The following is a 23,493-nucleotide window of genomic DNA, read 5'->3' on the forward strand; positions in this document are numbered from 1 at the left end:
AGAAATTGAAGTGTTTTTTCACAATATTTTTTCTAAAAGAAAAAAATATGCTTATTATCTTGAATATAATAAACGTGTTGATAAAGAAATTATAATTTTGGATAACATATTAATGTATTCAAATACAAATAATAAAGAACTATTAAATGAAATAACATATTATGATTTAAATAATATTGCTTTAAATAAAATAAGAGAATATAATACAAATCCTATACTTAAAAATTTATCATTAGGATTTAAAATGAAATTCTATAAAAACGAGGTAACTGATGAAAAATTAGAAGAAAATATAAATTCAAAAATACAGAATTCATTAAATGAAGATGCTGTATTGAGATTGTTAGATAGAATAACAAAAGATAAATTAGATTATGAAAATAATCAATTGGAAAAATCTTATGAAAATAAATTTGATTAATTTAGAAATTTTTATTTTTTAAAAAACTATGTTATAATTTTTTTAGTTAGAGAAACTAACCCCAAAAAAAAGTTTAACTCTAAATATTACTAATTTTAATCCCCCCCTATGTAGTTATAATTAGTAGAAACATTCATAAGAAAAAAGTGAGCAACCCCTAAGCTCACTTTTTTTATTACTCTTTGACTTTTGTAAAAAATGATTTATAATTAGACTTAGCTATTCCCAATGGCTCAAATTCATTCATAAAAAAAAGAGACGATTTCGTCTCTTTTTTAATTTTTTTCAGATATTAAGATCCCACTAGGATTAAATTGTTTAATTGGTTTAATCCTTATATCATTTTCAAAGTAAGTTTCAGCTTTAATATTTCCATTTTCATAGTAATATCTCATAAGGCCATGTCTTTTATTTTCTTTTAAAGTATATTCTTCTTTAAGTTTTCCGTTTTCATAGTATCTTTTAAAAAGTCCATCAACAACTCCATTTTTAAAATTACCGATTATTTTAAGTTCACCATTCGGATAATAAAGTCTATATTCCCCTTCTTCTTTATCATTTATATAAGTTCCTTCATCAGTTATAATTCCAGAAGAATTATAATTTTTGTAAGGACCGTTTTTTAAGTTATTTTTAAAAATACATTCATAGATTAGTTTTCCATTTGGATTATAAATTTTATGTATTCCATCCTTTTTGCCATTTATATAGCTATATTCTTCTTCAATTTTTCCATTAGAATATTTGGATACTACTTTCCCAGTAAATAGTTTTTCCTTTTCTTTTTTATATACAAGACCTTGCTTCATTTCTACTTCAAATTTAGTTATAGTATTTTCATTAGCATAAGAAATTATTGTAGTAAATATCGATAATATGATAATTATTTTCTTCATCTTTCCCCCATATTGTAAAATTTATGTTTAATTAAATTATACGCTAGTATTACTATGAATTCAATAAATTTAGTTTGTTTTAAGTTTCTTTTTTAATATATTTTGCCAATTAGTAGTTTCAGATCTTAAATTAAGAATATTATTTCTTTCATCAGTTACAAACGATAACCATTCATCATAAGCACTTTCTTTTCTTGAATGTTCAGAATACATTTGTTTATAAAAAACTCTAAATAAATTTTTCTTTTCTTCAGAAGTTATTGTTTTTTTAGTAGAATTTATTCGATATTTTGCTATATAACTTCCAGCTACTTCATCAAAATTAAGTCTTTTTTCTTCTTTATCTAAAAACATTTCTGTCCCAGCTAATCTTTTTTCTTTATTTATGAAAATTAATAATTTTTCTAATTGCCTTTGAATTTGTCTTATTTCTATTAAAGAGTCTACTGTTTGATCAATAGCGGTTTCTATTTCTCTATCAGTGTAAAGCTCTGTTAGTCTCTTTCGCTTTCTTAAACAATCATCAACAAATATTAGTTGTTCTTGGAATGAGTTAAACTTATGCTCCCAATTGTCTCCACCATATCTTTGAAATAATTTTTTTAACATTTTTCTATTTTTCCTTATTCTTTAATTCTTCGTTTTCAATTTTTAATTTATCATAGTCTTTTCTTAATTCAGTTAATTCTTTAAAATATTCATTTATTTCTTTTTCTAAAAATTTATTATGATTTTTAGGTATCTTAAGTAAACTTCTAAATAGCATAAAGTTAAGAATATAATAAGCTATAACTAGAGAAAATGTAGCATAAGGTGAAAGTTCTGTATTTATTATTAAATTTAAATTAGTAGTTCTTATATATTTTTCCCATTTATAAAAAGGGTAAAATGATATAAGTATGCATATGATTTCAAAAATAAATAAAGTTAAAATATATTTTTCTTCTAAAAATAAATTTTTTATTCTATTCTTCACTAGAATCACTAATTTCCATTATAAATTCAGAATAATCATCTAAAGACTTGAACTTAAAACTTTTTAAATAAGGAGTATTTAAAGACCTTATATTAGTTGAAAATTTAGTTTTGTTAAACTTTTTCTCAAATTCTTTTCTAGAAATTGAGTTTACTATACCTTCTCTTGATATAAGTATATTTTCTTCTGCATCATTTTTATTTTTAACAGATGCTATAACATGATATATTTTATTTTCTTCTCTATTCATCCAAACATTGTACATTATTGTTGCACCATCCTTATATTTTCTTTTTTATAAACTCCTTTTTCTTCTCCACTAACTATGGAAATAATTGAGCTATCTTCTGCAGTTGGTAATATTTGTTCGAAATATAAATAATCAGATATTCTTTGCAGTTTGTAAATAACTTCCTTAACTCCTTCTACAAAACTAACTTCTTCTTTATTAACTTCTAACGTTTTTAGTAATAGATTCATATTTTTTATTACTAAAGATAATTTTTCCATAAAAACATAATCAATATCTCTAGTATATACATATTTTCTTTCGCTTGTTTCATCATTTATAAGCTCAGTCATTACCATTTTTTCTATTACTTTTTCAGTTGTTAAAGTAAATGCTTTCCTCTTCTTTTTCTTAGATTTTGAATGATATATTAAATATTCTTTCATATTCGTATAACATATTACTTCTTTATTATATCTAACTACTTTGCCTAAAGAAAATATATTTTCTTTAGTTAAATCTGTAGTTATAAAATTATTACAACTTTGTGAGTTTGTCCAAGAAACAAATTTGTTAGCCATTACATTTAAAATATTTTTATTTAATACTATATTATCAAAATCATATGAAATTTTTTTTGATAATTTTTGAGCAGCACTAATGTATTCTGTAAAGTAACTTTCATCTTTAAAAGCCACATCTTCATTTAAGTAGTTTATAATCATATTAGAAGCCATTTGCATAAAACCATAGCTAAGATATCTAAAACGTCTATCTGTGAAGTGTGCAAGGCCTGTATGGATTCTCTTTACGTCTTCTTTAGTAAGATTACGTTTATATTTTTCTTGAATGTTACTTATATAATAATCATATAAATTATCACTGATTCTTTTTTCTTCTTTATTTATTTTCTGTTTAATTTTTCTAGCCATGTGTACCTTTCTTTACTCGTTAGTTATAAACTGTATCGCATTATACTTACTTATTAATGTATTTGATTCATTTTCTAAATTAGTTATCTCCTGTATTAATTTTAGATATAAACTCTTTTGTTCGTAGCTCCAATACATTGGAGAAATATTATTTTTTAAGAGTTCATTTACCTCTTTTGTTTTTTTATCTATTTTTTTGTCTATATTCTCTATTGTTTTAAAAAAATCTTCATATTTATATATTTGATATTTAGAAGGAACTTTCCAAGCATTATCAATTGATATACTTGTTAAATTTATAAAAATAAATAATAAAAAAACTTTAAGATACATAGTTTTATCTCCTTTTGTTTTAAATATATTTACAGAATGATAACCAGTAACATTTTTCACACTTTTCACATTCTGTTCTTGCTGGAGTATCGTTGTGATATATGTGGTTATTTAATTTATCTATAGCCTTATAAATTCCAGTAGCTATATTCATATAATCTAAATTTGTTTCATTATCATTTACATATAGTATAGAATCTTTGATTACTAAACAATGGGATATCTCACTTTTCCCATATAAGTTTTTATAAATAATTGTAACATATTTTTTACTATATTTTTGAGCTAATGTTAATAATATAGGGAAGTCATTTATTAATGGGATTGTTTCTACCTTTTTAAAATCAGATACATTGGTTATTATTTTAAATAAAAATATGTGTGTATCAGAAATTAAAAATTCATTTTGATTAAATTCAATATTGTCTATAATAATTTTTTGTTTTTCAATAGGAAGAAAACTCAATGAACTATAATTTAAATATTTGCTTCTAACAAACTTTAATATTAAATTTCTTTCTATTTCTTTTTCAAGATTATAGATTGAGTAATCTCCCCTAGAAAATCTCTTTCTTTGAAAAAAAAGCTTTCGAATACATCCACCTTTAACAAGATTATTTTCTATATATGGAATATCAAATAATCCTATGCTACTAAACACATTTTTATTTTTATCATAAAAGTTTTTGTTAGTTAATTTTTCTATCATTTCAACTTTTTATTATTTTTATTTAATGCTAATCCTAAAGCATCAGTTAAATCATTATGATCTTCAAAATTAAAATCATGCAAATTATAAACTTTGCACATTTTATTGAAAACATCTTCTTTACTTTTACAACCTATATGTGATTTTGCACTCATATTGTGAATATAATATACTTCTACATCCATTAAAGATAAAATAGTTAATACAACTCCATGATGCTTTGCAAGGCTTTTATAAGAGCCGAGATTGCCTCTATTGTTTCTAAGGTAAATATCTTCCATAATTACTTTAGAAGGTCTATATCTATCTATTATAGACTTAAAAGCTATAACAAAATCTATTATTATATATTTCTCTTTATTTCCTTTTGGAGAAATTTTATTTAAAAACAATATTTCATCTTTATCATCAAGAACAGCAACACCAGTATTAAATTTAGATAAATCAATTCCCATAACATTGTTAGTTTTTTTTATACTTTTTTTTTCTTTAAAAAATGCCATTCTAATATTTCTTATTTCTTCCATGTTCAAATTATTTATTTGTGGTTTCATTCAATGTCCTTTGAAACAATTTGTGTAGATTTTCAAGTAAAGATGTAACAGTCATTATGCCAGTTCCTCCAGGTGTAATAGTATAATATTTGCACTTCTCATAACAACTTGGATGAAAATCCCCTTTAATTTTATTGTTAATATCTCTACTTATACCTACATCAATAAGTATACTGTTCTCATTTCCAATATTCTTCAAAAAATGAGGTATCCCTACTGCTGAAATAATTATATCTGCTTCCTTTGTTTTTTCTTCTAGATTTACAGTTTTAGAATGGCATAATGTTACTGTTGCATTTCTATTAGATAGAACGCTTATTAGAGGCTTTCCTACAGTTTTTCCTCTTCCTATTACAACAACATCTTTTCCCTCTAAATTTCCCTCTCCAATATCTTCTAGAATAGTTAATATACCTTGTACTGTAGCTGGTAAAATATTTTCTTTATTTTTTCCTAAAGTTAGATTGTAAAGATTGTCTTTGTGCAATCCATCAATATCTTTTTCTACAGGAATTAAATTTAGCAGTTCATCTTCATACTCTTTAAGGTTATCTGGTAATGGTAATTGTAAAATCAATCCATCACATTTTTCAGCAGCATCTATTATATTAAGTTTTAGATTTATTAAACTAATTGATTCTTCTAAATTTATATTAATATTTTCAAATCCTATTTCTGTAGCTTCTTTTATTTTTCTATTTACATATATTTTAGAAGGAGCATATTCTCCAACAGATATAATTCCTAAAACAGGAACTTTTCTTCCTCTGTAAATTTCTTTTAATTTCGATTTTATTTTTTCTGATATTTCTTTGCATTCTATTTTTTTCAATTATTTCACCTCTCTATATATAATAAATTATATATAGTTAAAAATCAAAATCACTACTTTTTCTTCTTTTCCCACTTAGGGATATTAACATCTCCTTCCTCAAATATTTCTATATAGTCTTCTATTATTTTTTTAAATTCGTTATCAGTAATTTTTTCATTACTAATTCTAATAATATGTCCACCTCTTAAATTAGTAGAAAAATCTTTATGAAAATCTCTATTTTTACTAGCTTCAAATCCTTCTAAATTACCATGAAAAAATGGCACGAATTGTTTATGTTGTATTCCATCAGCTTCAAAACCTATAGGTTCTGATAAGTAAGGCATATAAAAGTCATACCTCATTTTATTACCTGCTGAATACTCTTCTTTTACCGTTACATCATAAATATCTGTTATATGATTTTTTATTAGGTCCTTTAGTCTTTTAGCAATCTTTGAATACTTTTTATCTTTAGACAAAACTTCACTCTCCTATGCTGTTTTACTTAATTTTAAAATTTGTTTATTAAAAGATGTGATTAATCTTCCTGGAATATTTAAAACTGTTATTAGAATTAATCTATCAGAAAATATAAATATTTTTTGATTATAAACAATAACTATATTCTTTAGATTTTTATCTTTTTTTAAATCTAAGTAAGATCTTAATTCACCATCAAACTTACTTATGTCTGTTCCATCTTCTATAGCTTTTTTAACAAGTCTACAAGAATTTGTAGCTCTACTTTTAATTCTTTTTTTACCATGTTTAGATAACATATTCCTCCCCTTTTGAGTTAGCTATCAAGCTTAACTCATCACACAAATCCATATTCTCACATTTTATACAATTGTCGTAGCAACTATATCGTGGTACTAAATCAGAATCTATAGTTTTTAATATTTTAAAAACATCAGAAAAGTATGTTCCCTTTTTTGTCCCTATCTCATATCTTTTCCAGCTTTTAAAATCATATACAACTATAGTTTTTACAATATCTTCTAATAACTCATCTGCTAAAAATCTTGTGATATTCAAATCACAATCCTCATTATAAACAAGATTAGGATAACCAGAATGTATAAATTTATATATAACAATACCATCTTCTTCCCTCTTAAAAAGTGGTATATCCACATTATATATATATTTATTATTTAATTTATACTTTATTGTAGATGATAAAAGTTTATTAAGTTCTATCTTTATTGAATATCCAGTTTCTATAGAAACTGAGTCTTCTACTTCTAAAACATTCATAAGTTTATTTAATGGTTCATCACTTTTTAAATACTCCAACATTTTTTTATAATTATTATAATTTTTTAACTTTTTATATTCTTTCCCATCAATTATTTTTCTATAATAATCTGTTGTCATAAGTATGTACCTTTTTTTCAATTCCCTGAATTCCAACTCTTTTTTTTCAGAAAGAGTTATCAAAAAGTAGCAAGATAATTTTTCAAGAACAATATAAAGCAATTCTTCAGGTGTTTTTATTTTTTTTGTTTTTGATCTAACACCTAAAATAGGATTCTTAGCATATAAAAAACAAGCAGATCTAGGACAAGTAAAATAATGTCTCCAGAAATGCTTGTCTAATTGTTTTAGTTTAATCTTTTATTCCTAAACTATTTTCTATTAGATTTAATTTTGATTTTATATTTGCTAATATGCCTTTTATTTGTGGTTCTTTTTTCTTTAAATTATCTATAGTTTCAGGGTTGTTTTCTATTTCGCTTTTTACTAAATCAGTAAATGATGAAGCTTTATCTATAACAATCTCTTGAATTTCAGATAAGAAATTAAGAGTAAGTGTTTCAAGTGTTATTTTCTTTTTAGAAAAATCTTTTTTCATTTCTTTATCAAATTTTTCTAAGTTAGTTGTATTTTCAGTTTCGTTAATGTTAATTAATCCTGTTTCGTTTATCTCTGATATAATTTCATTAGGTTGTTTTGAGTATTTACTTTCTTTTGAAATTTCTATAGTTTTAGATGATGTTTCAGCCATATCAGCTGGTGGTGTTAATCCAAAGTCATCTAGAGATAACATTTGAGTCACTTTTAAGTGCTCATAATTAACTATTTCTCCTGTTTTTGCAAAATGTTTTTTAGCTTCAACTAATTCTATAAATTTTAAATGCCCATTAAGTTCCCAAAACTTTCTAAGCTTTTTTATAGCCTCCATTAATTGTTCTTTTGTTGCATTTCCTCCAACATTTAAAAAACTATTTAATAAATCTGCTTTTGATTTTGGAATTTCTTCTCCTAAAGCTCCCTCTACTTTAACCCAATAGTCGTACATTCTAACTTGTCTCTGAGTTAAACCTAATCTGCTAGCAATGACATTTAAACTAGGTTTTATTTCTTTTTTTCTAAGAATACGAATAGTTTCAGCAACACCCATTGCAACTTCTCTATCAGTTAAAGGTCTTCCATGACAAGTATTGAATTTATATGCATCTATAATTGCATCATCTATAGTATCGTATTTTATAATTCTGGCATTTATAAACTTGTGTTCATATACAAATTTTTTAGCATATGTTCTATGGTTTCCATCAATTAGTATAAGTTTATTTTTTATATCATGTATAGTTCCTTCATTATCTATATATTCTTCTTCACCTGTAACTATACCCAAAATTACAGCTGGAGTTTCTAAAGGAATTTCTTCTGCATAAACTTTATTTATTTTTCTTGGATTTATTCCTAAGTCTTTAACTAAATCCAATTCAATGTTGTACTCGAAATTCTCTTTTAATAAACTAAAATGTTCTAAAATATTTGATTGTGTTAATGTATTATCACTACACTGCATAGCCGAATAATCCTCCTTTATAGTAAGCTTCAATTTCTGCGTAAATAAGAGCTGCATCAAATTTATTAGAAATGTATACAGCTACCTGTTTATCGTTAACTATAACCATTTTCTTTTTTTGGTTTTCTATTTTATTACAAACATATTTATCTTTTATTATATGAATCACTCTCTTTAAATCTTCAAATGACTTTGGAGAGACCTCTTGTAGTCTAGCGATTCTTTGAACTATAGATTCTTCTAAATATAATTCGAAGTTGCAAGTGCAAACATCCCAAATTAGTGCACATATATCATAATCACCTTTATTGCTTGATATTAAAGAAAGTAATGTAGAATAATCTCTTTTTGTAACAGTATCTTGTATTAAAATTCCTTTTGCCATTTTAAAATGACCCCCTATTTTATTTAGTTCAAAAGGAATACTGTTGTTTATTTATGGGGTTTTATTGTAAGTTTTTCATTTTTTTACACTCTATAACTATATTTGATGCATAAAAATATCTTTAAGCTCTTTTAATAGTATAAGACTGTTTAAATCAATTGTTTTTCCATCTGGAACTATTTTATTGTCTTTTCTATCTACAACAAAATAATAATCAGAATCATTTTTATTAACTATATTATTTATATTGATTATTGTACTTTTGTCTAACTCGTCTAATTCTTTTTCTAAAAAATCTATATAAGAAGAACATACAAGTTCGAGTACAGATTCAACTACATCTAATTGTTTACAAAATTTATTTAATGTTACCTCATCAAAATTTTCAGAATTTTTACAGTATTTATATATTTTTAAATCGTATAATGCTATTACCTTTTTATTTTTATAAATAACATAAGGAATTTCTTTATAAAAAATAGAAGATTTTTCAACTTTGGAAAATACTGTATAAATAGATTTTTTACTTGTTGCATCTAATATATCTCCTATAGTTTCCCAGTTAGAAGTAGCATACTGTTTAAATTCATCAACTGCAATTAGTTTTAAATTTTTATATTTACAAAAAAAATCTAAATTAATTTCAGCATCTCTGTCATAAATTAAAATATTAGTTTTTGACATTTTTTTTGCTCCTCTTTTTTACAATTTTTCTCATTCAATCCCTTTAATAACATTGTTTTTGTATGCCAAAAGTTATTTCAATATTTATTTATCCTCCTTTATCCAACTAAATATTATATATTTTTAATTTCTCTTATATATCTCTTTTTGTTAGTTTTTTTAAATAAAAATTTATTTGAATAATCTAAAAACTTTTTCAATAATTAAATCTTTTGGACAGATTTTACAATCAGTTTTTATTTCTTTTAATGATAGACTATCCAACGAATTATCTAAACTTTTTATAGTATCTAAAGCTATATTTATTTCCTCGTATTCCTTATCATTTTGGTTTACCCATTCCATTAAATGATATTGTGATAAAAGTAAATGTTTCATTAAACACCATTTATTGAAGGATAATTCTCTATCTTTTTCTGAAGTAGTATTAACTAATAAATTATTTCTTTGGAATTTTATTTTTTTTAATTCCTGGAAAAGTAATTTTTTATCTTCTTCAGTTTCTGCGTTACACATCATTTCTATAATATGTTCCTCTGCTGCAATTAAATTTGCAACAGATAAACGGAACTCTTTATTTTTTAAATTATTCATCTTCTTCAACTCCGTTAAGAATTCCCCATGTCCAAGGTTCACCATATTTTTCTTTAAGTTCTTTTAACTTTTCTTTTTTTATAAAATACTCTAAAGGAAATGTTTTCTTGAGATTTGCAATTAATTTTTCCTCTGTAAAGTCTATTGTTATGTTATATTTTTTAGACATCATAAATACTTCAGCTTTACCTATAAGTAATATTTTGTCATATAAACAATAGAAAAATTCATCACTAAATAAATATCTATATACAAATATTTTTAACCAAGCTAAATGTATTGGTGTTTTATAAAAATGGTCTTCCATTGCTTGAATACCATTAAATTTAATGATTTCTTCATTATTAAAAATATTTAGAAACGAATATGTTGATCCTTTTACTGAATTTCTTTGAATTATTCCATAAGATAATCCAAAATTTATGGCTTCTTTAACTACATCAAAAGTTTCAGGTTTTTCATCATCAGTCCATAAATAAGTACTTATTGATTTAAAGGCTGAACCTTGCTTGTTTTTTTGCACTTCTATTACAGTTTCCCAAGCACAAATTTCCTCTTCACCTATAAAATTTTTCTTTTTTAAAGCTTTACTTTTAGATTCTTTTTTAACGTGAATTTGAGCTGATTTAGCATGCCTTAAAGCTCTTCCACCTGTTGTCTGTGTACCATTTTTATTACTTGCATAAGCATCAAGGTTATCTCTAACTTGATTAACTGCTAGGAATACTGCTCCTTTTTTTGAGAAATCATATAATTTTTTCCATCCTCTACTCCATATACCAGCGTTTTTTCCCATTTCTGATTTGTCTAGGGATCTTTCATTTACAGAAGACATTGCAGCTACACTATCTAGCATAACAAAATCTAAATTTTCTATAAACTCTTCAACTTGTTCGAAGAAAGATTCTATTTTTGGAATATTAGCATAAATTATATCATCTGGTTTTAACATAGGAAATCTATCTAAGAATTGTTCATCGTTAGAAGTTGATTCCACATCATTATAAAAAATGGCTGGTGCTTTATAAATATTTTGTAAATTCTCTGTAATTTTCCATACAAGAGTTGTTTTACCAGCATTTTCATCTCCAGAAAATTCAATAAGAGTTCCAGGTTTGAAACCACCTAATAAATAATCCATACTCAATATACCTGTTAAAATTCTTTGATGTGGTCTTGAAATTCCAGTTTCTCCTAAAATTCCTAATGATCCTTGATCGCCACTTTTTGCTAATTTGCTTCTTTTTAATTTCACTTGTTTTTTTAGTGATGCTAATTTACTACTCATTTTAAACCTCCGAAATTATTAAAAAGTACAATTACTAGGCTATTTTGAATAGGCTTAGTAATTGTAGCATATTTTTAATAACATAACAAAATTTTATGATAAATATTTCACATATATGTATTAAATATGTGCAATACTTATTAATTAATAACCAGAAACTATTGCTGCTGACATTTTAGAAATTGTTCTAACATTTTTATTTTTCTCAAGATTAACGTCAAAATCTCCTTCTATTGCCTTAGCTTCAGCTAGTTTTCTTTGATACCTATTTATAATTTCTTCTTCACAAGTATTTTTAAAGTATAAATGATACACTCTATTTTCTTCTGTTGAATTAGCTCTGTACCCTCTTCTTGTAGCTTGTGAAATTATATCATATCTATATTGAGGAGTATAAACTATGTAAGTAGGACAAAATACTAAATTAAGTCCGACATTAACTAATTGTGGCTGACAAATAAATACATCATATTGGTCCTTATTATCCTCGATCCAATTTTTTCTATCTATTACACTAGCAGTAGAAGTTGTTATAACTTTATATCTTATTCCTTCCTCTTCCAATAATTTGCATATTCTATCGTTTATTGTTATTTTTCTAGGTTTATTTTCGTTTTCCCATAGTTCCTCTCCTATATATTCTCCACCATTTATAAAGTCTGTAAATAAAAAACACTTTCTATTCTGAGACATTTCTTTTCTAATTACTTTTATTAGATATTCATCTTTAGTAGTAAATGGTACGCTATCTCTTGAAACATTATCTATATCTACATCAAAAGTTTCTTTTATACCATCAACTGTTGCTGTTATAGAAAAGTTTTGCCATTTATATGGATTATTTATATAGTTCTTGAAAATTTTATCTCTTAAAGTTTTTGCTTGGAGAGGGGAAATCTTCTCAACTTTACTATAGAATTTTATATAATTAAATTTTATTTGTGTATCTAAGTCTATTGGAATATACTCCTCTACTAATGGTGGTAACGGTAAGTCTAATTGAGATAATGAATTAACCATTATAAAATTCTTTGCTAAAAATTTTGTAAATACAACTGGATTTATTCCTTCAGTTTCTTTAAAATCTGATTTTTTTAATTCGATTTTTCCTGATATTTTTCCTGTATCATCAACTTTTCTAACAGCCTGTAATATTCCATATTTAGCTATAAATTCTTGCTTATTAAATGTGTCATCTTTTAATAATTCATTAGGCATTGCTGCTGATAATAAGCTATGTAATGATGAAGCATATCCATTATTTGCAGTACCAGATAGTAATAACACTTTTTTAGAAAATTTAAATAAAAGTTTTTGAGCTGCTCCAATCAACGAATCTGCTTTATTTGCCTCGTGAGCCTCATCAATTATAGTAGAATCAAATTCAAAAATTCTTTTTTTCATAAATTCAATAACTGATACCTTCTTTATTTTCTTTTTTATCTTTGGCTTATACCCTATTGCTCTTTCTTCAAAAGTTGTATCATCAACTTTAATATTCAGAAGATTGTACTCTTCTTTTGTTCTATCTATAAACTCTCTTCTTAATTTATAAGCTTCTTTTAATGTGTCTGAATCTTCAAATACAGTATAAGAATCTTTTAATTCTTTAACTGGCTCTATTTTATAAAACATTTTATTTCTTATATAATTATCAGTTCTATAATCCACTCCCCAAACTTCACTATTACGTGTAGGAATTCTTTTATTAGCATCATCAGGATTTTCAAAATACATTTTTTTATATCTTGCCGATTGCTCTTTAGCCATTTCTTTAGCTTCTTTTTCATTTAGCTTGTACTCGCTTCTCTGATCAGCTAATCTTTCACATTTTTTACACTTTATGTTGCTTGATTTAGGTGTTTTTTTTATTCCTTTTTTATCTTCTTTAAAGAAATCTTCCAATTCTAAAGGAACATCTGTTGCAATCTTATCAATTTTTTTAACTTGAATAAGTTCTTGGCCACAGTTTGGACATTTTAATACAGGATCATCACCATATTTACTTAATAAGAAATTAGGTCTTTTTGTTTGAGATAACTTAAACGTTTCTTTTCCACAAAGAATATATAAAGGTTTTTTTATTTTTGTTTTATCAAATACAATTCCACTAGACACAAGCTTTCCATTTTTATTATATTTATTAACTACTTTAGAATTCTCATTATAGAATCTAATCAAATCATCAACTGAATTAAGGAATAGTATATCGTATTCTTTCTTTGTTCTTCCTTTGCCTTGTTCAATCAATCCAATTTCTCCAACCCATTGAGTTATGGTAGATTTTGGAGCTAATATAAATGTTATATGGTTTTCTGTTCCCATTGTTTTTTCACACGTATATTTATTTATTTTTAATGACGCTAAGGTTTTTCCTGCTCCCATAGTTAAAGCAAGATATAAGAATTTTTCTTTTTCAAGAATTTTCATCCCTGATGCCCATAGTTCATATTGCTTAGAATAAGTAGGTTTAAATTTATCATTTGTAGGTATTCTTCCTAATTTTTCTAATTGATGAAAAGTGTTATGAACATTTTCCCATTCTTCATAAGTTAATTTTGAGAAAGAAAATGGTTTTCCATATAATTTTTGTGATATTTTTTCTAATATACCTTTCATTTGTTGATTAGGTAATGGTCTTGGAAAAGTTGTTACATATTCTGGAACATCATTAGGATCATAGAAGAAATCTAATCTATTATATAAATTGTCAACTATTTGACTTTTGAATCTATTTATATAACTTGTAAACTGTCCTTTGTATTTAAGTAATGTTTTATCTGTTACCTCTCCACTTCTTGCTGCAACTTCGTTTAAAGCATCTTTAAATAAATTTAATTCAAATCTATATACTTCTATATTTTTTAACTTTGGATTTTTAGTTATAACAACCATCTTTTTAATTATTGCTGGTTTTGCTATTAAAGCCTCTTGAATAAGATGAGTTTTACAAGGTATGAAATAAACATTAACTAACTTCTTAAAGATTAAATCATTTATATTTTCATTATTAAAATTGAAAATATAATCACTACTTTCAAGCTGTCTGCTCATAACCATATGAGAGAATTTCCCAACTTTCTTTTTCTCTATATTTAGCTTACAATGCATAAAATCTATTCCAGGATTGGTAGCTTTTATATCTCTAAGAACATTATTGTTAGTTCCTCTCTCCAATAAAGTCATTGAAACTCCACTAGCTACCTTTTTGTAATCTGCATTTATTTTATCTATCTTAGCTGGTACATCTAGTAATGAAATCATTATTAAATTATTATTTCTTTCATATTGATCTATTACAACCAAATCAGTATTTGCCTTAATTGAGTTCTCCCCAACAAAATGAACATAACAGTCCTTTTCTATTAACATTTTTTCCTCCTTATAATTAAATTTTTCAAAAAAAACTAAGGGACGAATTCGTCCCAAATATTTATATATATTTTTCATCACTCGGTTTTTTCTGAAAAATAAATTCTGTTATTATTTTTTTATCTAATGTTTCTTTTTTTAGTAAATTACGCACTATTTCTATTATCTCATTAATTTTAGATATGTCTAAATCTAGAAAAATTCCCATCCCTATCAACAAAAAGTAATTGCTTTTTTCTTTTTTATCAAGTGTCGTAATTACTTGGTCCACAAATATTTTTTGCATTTCTATATTATTCATATTTTCCTCCAAAAAAAAACAGGTAGTTACACTTGAACTACCTGCCCATCACCTTTTATTATTACGTCACTTTCTTCTTTCCCAGAAGCTACTTCTATTATTTCTCCACCAGATAAAATTGAACAGAATGGAAGCATTTTTTTAGTTGTTACTATATTTCCTTCATCATCTATTGTATTTGATGTACATTCTGTTATTCCTGCTGCTAAACAATGAGGATGTTCTCCATCTATTTCTCCATTTATAAGTCCACTAGATATAAGGTTAGCTATAGCTCCAAATGTATCAGGTTCATTTGGAAGTTTTACAGTTTTACCTGAGAAGGTTTCAATAGTTAAAGATTGCTCTATTTTACTCCATACTTCATTTAAATCACTTAAATAAAGTTCTGGGTTTGTTTTAACTTTTAAATTATCTAGTTTTAAATATATATCGTTTCCATATAATGGTAGTGCTTTATAAAAACCTTTATTATTTTCTAATGTAAGTTCTTCATATGTTCTTTTTATTGCTTTTTCAAAATACTCTTTAACTCTTCTTGCCTCTGATTGGAATGATCTTAAATTTAAGTCTAAATTTACTTCTCTTCTAGAAGCAACAAAACATATTTGTTTTAGTTTGTCGTATTCGTTTCCATTGTGCCTAAATACGCTTTCTACATTAATGTTAAAGTATTTTACTATATCATCTAATATAGCCATTGTATCGTCTTCTCTTAAAGCGAATATAACTCTACACTCACCTTTTTCCAAATAGTTATCTTCAATCATCATATCGAAAAATCTTTTAACATTTCTAACACCTTCTACCTCTCCATAAGGCGGGTTAAACAAACAAATATTTATACATTCTTCTGGTATTTCAACTAATTCCTCATATCCTTTGTTTGTTATCATATTAAATTTCTTTTCTTTAATTTTTTCAAATCTATTTTCCTCGATTTCATTAGCTATTATATAAGCGTTTCTATTATTAATCATTTTCTTATATAAACTTAACCATTCACCTTCTCCTGCAAATAAATCCGCTATAACTATTCTATTTGATGAATAAACAGCACTTTCTCCAAAGAAACAATCGTTTATTATATCAAATCTTCCCATATTTACTAATTTTCTATAAAGTTTCTGTTCTTGAACTTTGTTTATATCACTCATAGTTCCAGTAACTATATTTCCACAATATTTTTCTACCCATTTTTTTGTACTGCCTTTTATATTAGAATTTAAAGATAATGGCATTACAAATTGTAGAGATCCATATTGAAATTGAAAATTAGTTGGGAAGTAATCTAATTTAGATTTTGTATCCATATGTCCTATATAACTATTACCCTTCTCTGTATAGTTATTAAACTTATTTGATATATACTCTAATACATTAGAACTTGAATATTGCTCTAATACTTCAAATTTTCCTTTTTGAAGTATTTCAGAAAAAGCCTTTAATGTCTTGTTATACTTATACATACTTAATAAGAAACTTTCTGTGTTCTTGATAATTTCTTGTAACGTATCTATTTTCCCATCAAATATACCTTTTCTACATATCGGATTAATAACTATAATAGAATCTTCATTTTCTATTATGTCATATCCATGTTCTCTTATTATTTCATCTTTGTTGTCCTTACTTGAATAGTATATTCCTCTACCTTTATAGAATGATGAGATTATATGTTGTTTAGTTTCATCTTCTAAGTTTTCAAGTAATTTGTTAATTGAAATATCAGAAAATTTATTATTTACACAAAATTGGTTATAACCATTTTTTAATTCTTCGTTTGTTATTTCTTCGCTGAATTCACCACTTAAACCATTCATCACCTCTACTGTCTCAAGTAAGGTCCCAACAAAAAGTGAAGAGGGAGTTTTATCTCCCTCATTCTTTTTATTGCTCGAATTTCAATCGTTTAAGTAAGCTATTGTCGCTTCTAATGTTTTGTTGTTAAAAGGGTCTGCTGTAGTTCCACTAACATGTTGACCGTTAGGAACTTCTACATTTTCTCTAATTATAACTCCAGGCATGCAAAAAGCATTAATACCTATTTTAGCTCCTGGTAAAATCTTAACATCATTGTGTAGTAACGCACCTTCGTTTATTTCAGCATCTTTAGCAACGTATATTGTGTATAAATCTTTAGGTATTGTTTTCTTTATAGGAGATAAAAATTCTTCATTTTTTGCTTCGTATAAGATATGACCCTCAAACTCTACAGTTTTATCTGTTAATATATAATGCCCTTTTTTAACTTGCTTAACGTCCTGAGATTCGAGCTTTTTTTCTTCAGGACTTCCTAAAAATTTAATCCATCACCAAAATCAATATCTAAACCTGTTAAAAGCTCATTTAAATTATCAGCACTTTTTCCTTTAGCATCACCATCACCAAGTTTTAAATCGAATACAGAGCTATTATTAGGATCTCCTATTTTTTTATCCGAATCATCTCCTCCTAATAAATCTATTCCTTCTGCATTATTAGAATTTTTTTCTTCGGTTTTAGTTTCTGTTAAGTTAGTTCCTGGAATTATTTTACCTTTAGTTACTTCAACTTTAACTTTTTTACCATCTACTGTCTCTTCAGTTACTTCAGTAGTAGTTCCTAACTCTTCATTTTTTTTAATTTCTACTTTTTCATTTACTTCTTCTTTATTTGAATCTTCTTTTACTTCTGTATATCTAGCTTCTATTTCTATTATATTTTCTTTTGATAAAGCTTCTATTTTCTCTATAACATTTGTTAGATTAACTTCCTTATCAGATAATCCTTTTAAGAAATCTTCTTTATTTACATTTGAAATAATAAGTGTTTTAACTAATTCTATTGCTTTTTCCATTACTGGAGTATTGAATTGACTTATAGCCATAGCTAACTGATTATTTGCTGTTGTAATATTCATTTCAATCATATTTTTCATGAATCCTTCAGCACTATTTAACATACTTGTATTACTTGATATCTGCATATCTACATACTGTTTTACTTGATTAAACTCTTTAACATCTTTAGACTCAGATAAAAATAATTCCAATTCAGCTTTAACCTTTTGAATCATTTCAATCTCAACTTCTTTATTTAAAATTTCTACACCGTACTTTTTAAATATATCTTTTGCTCCTGGTACTGCATATAATCCATTTAATAAGTTATATATATTTTCTGGTAATTCATTTTTTAATTTTAATAAATTCATTTTTTCCTCCTGTTTTTACTTTCTCTATTATTTTATTAATTTTTTTTAAAAAATACAAAAAGGAGAGGGAAAACCCTCTCCTCAAATTTTATTTTTTCTTATTATTAGGTAATTTACTTGCGTAAAATTGTGTTATTAAAAAAGATACAGTCATTATAATACCTAAAACTGGTGCTTTTAAAAACATTAGATAAACTATCCCACCAAATAATGCTTGGTATTTACATTTGTAACATTTTTGATTAAAACTAATCCCTATGAAAACTAATGCTATTAATATTATTATAGATTTACTAATCATGTCTGTAACCATCCTTGTTGTCTCTAGAGTTATCATTAATCCATGAAGTTAATATTTTGTTTCTTTCATCTTCTTTTTCTATCGGTATTATCTTTGATGTTGTTCCATCCATCTTATAGAAAAATGATTGATATTTAGCTCCAGTTGGCTTAGATTTTTCTATTGTTGGAATTAATATAGGTTGTGGTTCTCTCTCTCCAGCTTTTATCCAGTAAGTAGATGTATTCTTAGATAATTCTATAAGAGGTTGAGATAATGAAATAATCATATCAGCATCATATTCTATAGCTCCTGATCCTTTTATTTTTGATTTATTTACTCTTGTTCTAGCATCTAATTTTCCTACTTCAAAGTTGGCCATTACTTTCATTTGAAATCTTTGTGCTAAATCTTGTTTTATTGTTTTTGATAAGAATTCTATTTTTAATCTCTCATCTTCTATTCCTTTTGTTCTTATTTTATTTGCAGAGTCAATAATTAATAACTTTTCAAAATCTTTTAAATCTTTATCTGAATTGAATTCTTCTACAGCTGTTACAATATTTTCAAATTCATTATATCCTTCAGTTGTTTGCAAAACTATTAATCTTTTACATTTACATAAATCTGAAATAGCTTTACTTCCTTTTTGATAAATCTTTTGTATTTCCATTTTTCTAGCATTATTTGAAACCAGTCCACTCTCTTTATTATTTTTAGGCTCATTTACAAATGATTTATTTAAGTTTGTTGTTATAGCTATAAAGTTGTTTACAATCTTTCTCGTACTATCATCTGTTGTTATATATAAGACTGCTGTATTCTTATTATTATTTAAATAGTTCATTGTAATATTGGACATGAATACTGTTTTACCTGTGTGAGGTTTAGCCAGAAGAGTTATCATCTCATCACCAGTCCAAGATATATTTTCAAACATATCAAATCCACAATTAAAGTTTTTAGGTTCTTCTGTATATTTATTCTGTTCATCTGTTTCTAATGTGCTTTCAAACGTATCAAATATAGTTTTTTTCTTAGTTCTAAGTGATGATGTTTCAGTAGATATATTTTTCTTAAATGATTCTATGTGATAGTCTATTTCTTTAGATGATATTGATGCTAATTTTTTTTCTAAAGATCTTATTTCTTTTCTAACTATCTTTCTCGTTTGTTCATCAGTCTTATTAACATAAAATTCTAGCTGCTGATTTATTTGAGATTCAGTTATTAAAATATCTGTGTCATTTTCTTCTGACTTCTCTTTTAAACAATTGTACAACTGCTTTACCATGGAAACTCTTCTGAATGGAATATCTTCCTGAAGTATTATTTTTACAAACTCATCTACTGTTTCAAAAATATCTTCCTTTGTTTCTTTTATTTTTATATTTAGATAAAACTCAAACAACGTTTTTTCTTCTGTAAACTCATCTAGTCCCTTATAAACATTAAGATTCTCATCTAAATCTTTTAAAGCTCCTATTTTATATTTTGTTACAAAATATTTTTTATTCACAAATTCTCCAGCTTTAATATCACTAACAATTTTTTCTATAATTCTAATTGTAGCTACTTCTCCAGCTGAATCATTATCAAGCATAAATGCAACTTTATCAATATGCTTATTTTTTTCTACAAAATCAAACTGTTCCTTTGTAAAAGCTGTTCCTCCTAATGCTAGTAATGAGGTCATTCCAGCACTATGTCCTACCAATACGTCTATTGGACTTTCTAACATTTTTACAGGGACATAATTTATAAAGTTAGATTTATTTTCAAAATATCCAAATAATATTTCACTTTTTCTGAAAATCTCAGAAGTCTTTGTATGATTGTATTTATTTGTGATAGAACATTTATTTAAAAATTCTATATCTTTATTATCAAATCTGCTTAAATCTATTATACCTTTTAATTCATTATTAGTTGTTATCTTACTCAATACTTTTTCATCATATGAATATTTTTTTCCTAATAACTTCTTAGCATTACCTAAATTAAATACCATTTCTCTACTTGAAAATCCTACAGGATTTCCATTAACATCTTTAAAAGTCATTATCAACTTTGTTAAATCAAATACTCTTTTATTTATCCCTCCTTTCTCGTCTAAAATATTAAGTTCTTTCAAATGCTCATTTTTAAACTTATTTAAAAAATTTGAAAAATCTTCCATACTTTTTATTCCACCAACACCGAAAAGTATTGCTGTTTCCTTTTTTATTTTCCTTGCTGCTAAAAATGTTTCATTATGATTTCTTGTTATATAGCTGCTTATTTCAGACATTATATTATAAAGACTTGTATGTTTTATTTGTTGAGTCCCTATCTCATAGCTTTCTAAACCATGAGTGTTTATACCGTATCTATCAGCTAGATACATTACATTATCCGTATAGAACGCTTTACCATCCAAAGGTTTATTCTCATATAAATTAGCCAACGAAAATATATTATAATTAGCTCCACATGAAAAACAATGGAATGTCCCACTTTCAGGATAAAACTGCATATCCTTTCCTTTATCTAATCCTCCACCTTTATGATTAAAACAATGACATCTTTCTTTCCCTGTTTTATCTTTTGGAAATTTATCTTTTGGAATAAAATTTCCTAGATAATCCCAAATAAATGGTGATAAATCTCTTTGGATTTTAAACAATATTTCTTTTAAATCGTTCATGAACTATGCTCCTTATTATGCAACTGACTTTATTTGTGATATTTCTTCTAATTTTTTCAATACTTCTTTCCATGGAGTTCTATCTATTAACTCTTCTTCGCTACAATCAAAATAGTTATTCCAATCACAATTTATACTTTCGTCAATATCTATGAAAAAATCTGCGAATACATCTTCTTTATAATATCCATTTTTTGTTATATTTTGTTTTATTGAAGCTTTTTTATTTTTATTTGTTCTGCTATCTATATCTACATAAAATCTATCAAATAATAAAAATTCTTCATTGGTTATAGTACCATCTATTTTTTTTAATTTTTTTCTATTTTTTACAATATATTTAACAGAATTATTATAATCGTTATCCTCTGTCTCGTGTAATGAAGATAAATCATTCACGCTTATACATATGCTGTCATTTCCTATGTATATACCATTAACTTTTGATTCTGTATAATGTGATACATCATAAATAATATTAAAAAGATAATCTTTTAAATACTCCGCACTTTCTAATGATTTAATAAAGTCTGTATAATCAACTTCAGATATTATTTTTAATAACAAATCTTTATCATATATCCTAAAATCTACTCCAGTTTCTTCAAATGCCTTTTCATAGTGCGAGTTTTCTAAATAACAACTAGATATATTCATTGCATCAGTAACATCAAAAGATTCAGAAAAATCGAATTTTAACTCCTTTAACTCTTTGATGTTTTCTAGATATTCATCAGTTCTAAAAACTTCATTAAAACTAAAACTTAAAATCAAATTTTTCTCCTCCTATTATGCTGCCTGATTTTCTTTTGATTGTGTCATTTCTTGTATTTTTTTTTCTACTTTTTTCCAATCTATTTCTTCTAAATTCGCTAAAATATTATCGTCTCTTGTTTCGTTATAAAAATCTACTTCTGAATCAACAAGAGAGTCTATTGAAGTTAACGCATCACATTGTATTTCATATTCAGCTTCCTCAAATTTTTCTTCATAAAATTTTTTTCTATTTATACCTTTTTTTATATTTTCTTTTTTACTCTTCTTTAATTTTCTACGATCTAACTTAAAATATATTGTAGTCAAAGAATAATACTTATCTTTTGTAATAGTTTCATCAGTTTTATATAGTATTTCATTTTTCATTTTATATATAGTCTTATCCAAGCTATCAAAATATTCTAAATGATCATTATTCTTTATAAATATTTCACCATTACCTAAATAAATATCTGATATCCAATTATCGCTTATATATGACCTTACTTCATGGATTCTTTCTAACACACTTTCTTTTAGGTAAGAACCTTCGTTTAAATCTTTTTCAAATTCGTTTAAATCTAATTCTAACAAAGCGTTTATTATAGCTTCTTTAGAATATTTTTTTAAATTTACTCCATGTTTTTCTTTTGCTATTTTATAATGCTTTTTTTCTAATTCAACGCCTGTTATCTCATTTAAATAAACATCAAATTCAAAAACATAATCTACTAATTCTTGTAATGTTATATCTTCACCTACTCCTAATAAATCACTCAAAGGGATTTCAATTGTATTCTTCATTCTTCGTTTATCCTTTCTATCCAATCATATTCTCCGCTACACATTGTTTCTTCCATTTGTTCTAAATCAAATTTCTCTTCTATAAAATCATTTATAACTTTTAAAATATATTTTTTACTTTCTTTTTTTGTTGTTTTTTTCCAATTATTATCAATACTTTCAAAACAAAAAATAAAATCATTTTTATTTTTTTTGATACTAGGAGCTATTTTTTTTAACTCAAACGCAAAATAAACTATATTAAAACCAGTTGAGTTTAGTTGTTTATCTATAGGTATAAATTTGTCTCCTATTATTTCATAAAATATATCCTCTTCAAGATCTTTAGCATATTTTTCATTGCCTAAATATATTTTTTCATTTTTTCCATATTTTGATATTTCATTTAATTTAACTTTAAAAAACATTTTTACTAAATCACCTAAAACAGAATGTATGTTATCTAACATACAATCTCTT

The 23,493-nt window shown here is 25.2% G+C and carries 29 protein-coding genes; 2 read left to right on the forward strand and 27 right to left on the reverse strand.

Features of this window, described 5'->3' with window-relative positions:
- A partial coding sequence (locus tag ACRCYC_RS07870; protein ID WP_438532041.1) for a hypothetical protein occupies window positions 1–421 on the forward strand: 421 nt, incomplete at its 5' end.
- A gap of 275 nt (window positions 422–696) precedes the next feature.
- On the opposite strand, the gene ACRCYC_RS07875 is transcribed toward ACRCYC_RS07870, so the two are convergent.
- From ACRCYC_RS07875 to ACRCYC_RS07975, 21 genes are all read right to left on the reverse strand, one after another.
- Entirely contained in the window at window positions 697–1,317 is a 621-nt protein-coding gene (locus ACRCYC_RS07875; protein ID WP_438532042.1) for a toxin-antitoxin system YwqK family antitoxin, read from the reverse strand.
- 69 nt (window positions 1,318–1,386) lie between these two features.
- Window positions 1,387–1,926, reverse strand: a complete 540-nt coding sequence (locus tag ACRCYC_RS07880; protein ID WP_438532043.1) for a hypothetical protein — start codon at window positions 1,924–1,926, stop codon at window positions 1,387–1,389.
- A gap of 4 nt (window positions 1,927–1,930) precedes the next feature.
- Window positions 1,931–2,293, reverse strand: coding sequence for a hypothetical protein (locus ACRCYC_RS07885; protein WP_438532044.1), 363 nt, complete (start codon window positions 2,291–2,293; stop codon window positions 1,931–1,933).
- Window positions 2,283–2,543: a hypothetical protein gene (locus tag ACRCYC_RS07890; RefSeq protein WP_330112588.1), complete on the reverse strand. Its 261-nt coding sequence runs from the start codon at window positions 2,541–2,543 to the stop codon at window positions 2,283–2,285. Before ACRCYC_RS07890 ends, ACRCYC_RS07885 begins: the two co-directional genes overlap by 11 nt.
- A 14-nt stretch (window positions 2,544–2,557) precedes the next feature.
- Entirely contained in the window at window positions 2,558–3,454 is an 897-nt protein-coding gene (locus ACRCYC_RS07895) for a hypothetical protein (protein WP_438532046.1), read from the reverse strand.
- A gap of 12 nt (window positions 3,455–3,466) precedes the next feature.
- Window positions 3,467–3,787 (reverse strand): hypothetical protein, encoded by a 321-nt coding sequence (locus ACRCYC_RS07900; RefSeq protein ID WP_438532047.1) that lies wholly within the window; start codon window positions 3,785–3,787, stop codon window positions 3,467–3,469.
- A gap of 19 nt (window positions 3,788–3,806) precedes the next feature.
- Entirely contained in the window at window positions 3,807–4,496 is a 690-nt protein-coding gene (locus tag ACRCYC_RS07905) for a hypothetical protein (protein WP_438532048.1), read from the reverse strand.
- Window positions 4,493–5,050 carry a crossover junction endodeoxyribonuclease RuvC gene (locus tag ACRCYC_RS07910; protein ID WP_330112584.1) on the reverse strand — a complete coding sequence of 186 codons (558 nt, stop codon included), beginning with the start codon at window positions 5,048–5,050 and terminating at the stop codon, window positions 4,493–4,495. Before ACRCYC_RS07910 ends, ACRCYC_RS07905 begins: the two co-directional genes overlap by 4 nt.
- Window positions 5,031–5,882 (reverse strand): bifunctional 5,10-methylenetetrahydrofolate dehydrogenase/5,10-methenyltetrahydrofolate cyclohydrolase, encoded by an 852-nt coding sequence (locus tag ACRCYC_RS07915; protein WP_438532049.1) that lies wholly within the window; start codon window positions 5,880–5,882, stop codon window positions 5,031–5,033. The genes ACRCYC_RS07910 and ACRCYC_RS07915 overlap by 20 nt, the downstream gene beginning before the upstream one ends.
- Before the next feature lie 53 nt (window positions 5,883–5,935).
- Window positions 5,936–6,346: a hypothetical protein gene (locus tag ACRCYC_RS07920; RefSeq protein ID WP_330112582.1), complete on the reverse strand. Its 411-nt coding sequence runs from the start codon at window positions 6,344–6,346 to the stop codon at window positions 5,936–5,938.
- Window positions 6,347–6,358: 12 nt separating this feature from the next.
- Window positions 6,359–6,646, reverse strand: coding sequence for a hypothetical protein (locus tag ACRCYC_RS07925; protein ID WP_330112581.1), 288 nt, complete (start codon window positions 6,644–6,646; stop codon window positions 6,359–6,361).
- Window positions 6,636–7,247, reverse strand: a complete 612-nt coding sequence (locus tag ACRCYC_RS07930; protein ID WP_438618598.1) for a hypothetical protein — start codon at window positions 7,245–7,247, stop codon at window positions 6,636–6,638. Before ACRCYC_RS07930 ends, ACRCYC_RS07925 begins: the two co-directional genes overlap by 11 nt.
- A gap of 232 nt (window positions 7,248–7,479) precedes the next feature.
- Entirely contained in the window at window positions 7,480–8,688 is a 1,209-nt protein-coding gene (locus tag ACRCYC_RS07935; RefSeq protein ID WP_330112579.1) for a hypothetical protein, read from the reverse strand.
- Window positions 8,678–9,073 (reverse strand): hypothetical protein, encoded by a 396-nt coding sequence (locus ACRCYC_RS07940; protein ID WP_330112578.1) that lies wholly within the window; start codon window positions 9,071–9,073, stop codon window positions 8,678–8,680. Before ACRCYC_RS07940 ends, ACRCYC_RS07935 begins: the two co-directional genes overlap by 11 nt.
- Window positions 9,074–9,169: 96 nt before the next feature.
- On the reverse strand, window positions 9,170–9,757 hold the full coding sequence (locus tag ACRCYC_RS07945) for a hypothetical protein (protein WP_330112577.1): 588 nt from the start codon (window positions 9,755–9,757) through the stop codon (window positions 9,170–9,172).
- Between the two features lie 171 nt (window positions 9,758–9,928).
- Window positions 9,929–10,351, reverse strand: a complete 423-nt coding sequence (locus ACRCYC_RS07950) for a hypothetical protein (RefSeq protein ID WP_330112576.1) — start codon at window positions 10,349–10,351, stop codon at window positions 9,929–9,931.
- The gene (locus ACRCYC_RS07955) at window positions 10,344–11,639 is read right to left on the reverse strand and encodes a hypothetical protein (RefSeq protein WP_330112575.1); all 1,296 of its coding nucleotides are present in this window, start codon (window positions 11,637–11,639) and stop codon (window positions 10,344–10,346) included. The genes ACRCYC_RS07950 and ACRCYC_RS07955 overlap by 8 nt, the downstream gene beginning before the upstream one ends.
- A gap of 144 nt (window positions 11,640–11,783) precedes the next feature.
- Window positions 11,784–15,011, reverse strand: a complete 3,228-nt coding sequence (locus tag ACRCYC_RS07960; RefSeq protein ID WP_438532050.1) for a hypothetical protein — start codon at window positions 15,009–15,011, stop codon at window positions 11,784–11,786.
- A gap of 61 nt (window positions 15,012–15,072) precedes the next feature.
- Window positions 15,073–15,312 (reverse strand): hypothetical protein, encoded by a 240-nt coding sequence (locus ACRCYC_RS07965; RefSeq protein ID WP_330112572.1) that lies wholly within the window; start codon window positions 15,310–15,312, stop codon window positions 15,073–15,075.
- 26 nt (window positions 15,313–15,338) lie between these two features.
- Complete coding sequence (locus ACRCYC_RS07970) at window positions 15,339–17,135, reverse strand: hypothetical protein (protein WP_438532051.1); 1,797 nt, start codon at window positions 17,133–17,135, stop codon at window positions 15,339–15,341.
- Between the two features lie 81 nt (window positions 17,136–17,216).
- Window positions 17,217–17,339 (reverse strand): hypothetical protein, encoded by a 123-nt coding sequence (locus ACRCYC_RS07975; RefSeq protein WP_330112570.1) that lies wholly within the window; start codon window positions 17,337–17,339, stop codon window positions 17,217–17,219.
- Here ACRCYC_RS07975 and ACRCYC_RS07980 point away from each other — a divergent pair.
- A complete protein-coding gene (locus ACRCYC_RS07980; protein ID WP_438618599.1) occupies window positions 17,338–17,514 on the forward strand; it encodes a hypothetical protein in 177 nt (58 codons plus the stop codon). The genes ACRCYC_RS07975 and ACRCYC_RS07980 overlap by 2 nt on opposite strands.
- A 94-nt stretch (window positions 17,515–17,608) precedes the next feature.
- On the opposite strand, the gene ACRCYC_RS07985 is transcribed toward ACRCYC_RS07980, so the two are convergent.
- From ACRCYC_RS07985 to ACRCYC_RS08010, 6 genes are all read right to left on the reverse strand, one after another.
- Window positions 17,609–18,508 (reverse strand): hypothetical protein, encoded by a 900-nt coding sequence (locus ACRCYC_RS07985; protein ID WP_438532052.1) that lies wholly within the window; start codon window positions 18,506–18,508, stop codon window positions 17,609–17,611.
- Window positions 18,509–18,596: 88 nt separating this feature from the next.
- The gene (locus tag ACRCYC_RS07990; RefSeq protein ID WP_330112567.1) at window positions 18,597–18,809 is read right to left on the reverse strand and encodes a hypothetical protein; all 213 of its coding nucleotides are present in this window, start codon (window positions 18,807–18,809) and stop codon (window positions 18,597–18,599) included.
- A complete protein-coding gene (locus ACRCYC_RS07995) occupies window positions 18,802–21,474 on the reverse strand; it encodes a toprim domain-containing protein (protein WP_438532053.1) in 2,673 nt (890 codons plus the stop codon). Before ACRCYC_RS07995 ends, ACRCYC_RS07990 begins: the two co-directional genes overlap by 8 nt.
- Window positions 21,475–21,489: 15 nt before the next feature.
- Window positions 21,490–22,248, reverse strand: a complete 759-nt coding sequence (locus ACRCYC_RS08000) for a hypothetical protein (protein WP_438532054.1) — start codon at window positions 22,246–22,248, stop codon at window positions 21,490–21,492.
- 15 nt (window positions 22,249–22,263) lie between these two features.
- Window positions 22,264–23,034, reverse strand: a complete 771-nt coding sequence (locus tag ACRCYC_RS08005) for a hypothetical protein (RefSeq protein WP_438618601.1) — start codon at window positions 23,032–23,034, stop codon at window positions 22,264–22,266.
- The coding region (locus tag ACRCYC_RS08010; protein WP_438532056.1) for a hypothetical protein at window positions 23,031–23,493 on the reverse strand (463 nt) is incomplete at its 5' end. The genes ACRCYC_RS08005 and ACRCYC_RS08010, both read right to left, overlap by 4 nt.

The organism is Paraclostridium sp. (assembly GCF_051657365.1).
Lineage (GTDB): Bacteria > Bacillota > Clostridia > Peptostreptococcales > Peptostreptococcaceae > Paraclostridium.

Bases quoted from the DNA above. Each gene is read 5' to 3' on its own strand.
- ACRCYC_RS07875 (WP_438532042.1), bottom strand. From the start codon at position 1,317: ATGAAGAAAATAATTATCATATTATCGATATTTACTACAATAATTTCT.
- ACRCYC_RS07880 (WP_438532043.1), bottom strand. From the start codon at position 1,926: ATGTTAAAAAAATTATTTCAAAGATATGGTGGAGACAATTGGGAGCAT.
- ACRCYC_RS07890 (WP_330112588.1), bottom strand. From the start codon at position 2,543: ATGAATAGAGAAGAAAATAAAATATATCATGTTATAGCATCTGTTAAA.
- ACRCYC_RS07895 (WP_438532046.1), bottom strand. From the start codon at position 3,454: ATGGCTAGAAAAATTAAACAGAAAATAAATAAAGAAGAAAAAAGAATC.
- ACRCYC_RS07900 (WP_438532047.1), bottom strand. From the start codon at position 3,787: ATGTATCTTAAAGTTTTTTTATTATTTATTTTTATAAATTTAACAAGT.
- ACRCYC_RS07905 (WP_438532048.1), bottom strand. From the start codon at position 4,496: ATGATAGAAAAATTAACTAACAAAAACTTTTATGATAAAAATAAAAAT.
- ACRCYC_RS07910 (WP_330112584.1), bottom strand. From the start codon at position 5,050: ATGAAACCACAAATAAATAATTTGAACATGGAAGAAATAAGAAATATT.
- ACRCYC_RS07925 (WP_330112581.1), bottom strand. From the start codon at position 6,646: ATGTTATCTAAACATGGTAAAAAAAGAATTAAAAGTAGAGCTACAAAT.
- ACRCYC_RS07930 (WP_438618598.1), bottom strand. From the start codon at position 7,247: ATGACAACAGATTATTATAGAAAAATAATTGATGGGAAAGAATATAAA.
- ACRCYC_RS07935 (WP_330112579.1), bottom strand. From the start codon at position 8,688: ATGCAGTGTAGTGATAATACATTAACACAATCAAATATTTTAGAACAT.
- ACRCYC_RS07940 (WP_330112578.1), bottom strand. From the start codon at position 9,073: ATGGCAAAAGGAATTTTAATACAAGATACTGTTACAAAAAGAGATTAT.
- ACRCYC_RS07945 (WP_330112577.1), bottom strand. From the start codon at position 9,757: ATGTCAAAAACTAATATTTTAATTTATGACAGAGATGCTGAAATTAAT.
- ACRCYC_RS07950 (WP_330112576.1), bottom strand. From the start codon at position 10,351: ATGAATAATTTAAAAAATAAAGAGTTCCGTTTATCTGTTGCAAATTTA.
- ACRCYC_RS07955 (WP_330112575.1), bottom strand. From the start codon at position 11,639: ATGAGTAGTAAATTAGCATCACTAAAAAAACAAGTGAAATTAAAAAGA.
- ACRCYC_RS07960 (WP_438532050.1), bottom strand. From the start codon at position 15,011: ATGTTAATAGAAAAGGACTGTTATGTTCATTTTGTTGGGGAGAACTCA.
- ACRCYC_RS07965 (WP_330112572.1), bottom strand. From the start codon at position 15,312: ATGAATAATATAGAAATGCAAAAAATATTTGTGGACCAAGTAATTACG.
- ACRCYC_RS07970 (WP_438532051.1), bottom strand. From the start codon at position 17,135: ATGAATGGTTTAAGTGGTGAATTCAGCGAAGAAATAACAAACGAAGAA.
- ACRCYC_RS07980 (WP_438618599.1), top strand. From the start codon at position 17,338: ATGCAAAAAGCATTAATACCTATTTTAGCTCCTGGTAAAATCTTAACA.
- ACRCYC_RS07975 (WP_330112570.1), bottom strand. From the start codon at position 17,339: ATGCCTGGAGTTATAATTAGAGAAAATGTAGAAGTTCCTAACGGTCAA.
- ACRCYC_RS07985 (WP_438532052.1), bottom strand. From the start codon at position 18,508: ATGAATTTATTAAAATTAAAAAATGAATTACCAGAAAATATATATAAC.
- ACRCYC_RS07990 (WP_330112567.1), bottom strand. From the start codon at position 18,809: ATGATTAGTAAATCTATAATAATATTAATAGCATTAGTTTTCATAGGG.
- ACRCYC_RS07995 (WP_438532053.1), bottom strand. From the start codon at position 21,474: ATGAACGATTTAAAAGAAATATTGTTTAAAATCCAAAGAGATTTATCA.
- ACRCYC_RS08005 (WP_438618601.1), bottom strand. From the start codon at position 23,034: ATGAAGAATACAATTGAAATCCCTTTGAGTGATTTATTAGGAGTAGGT.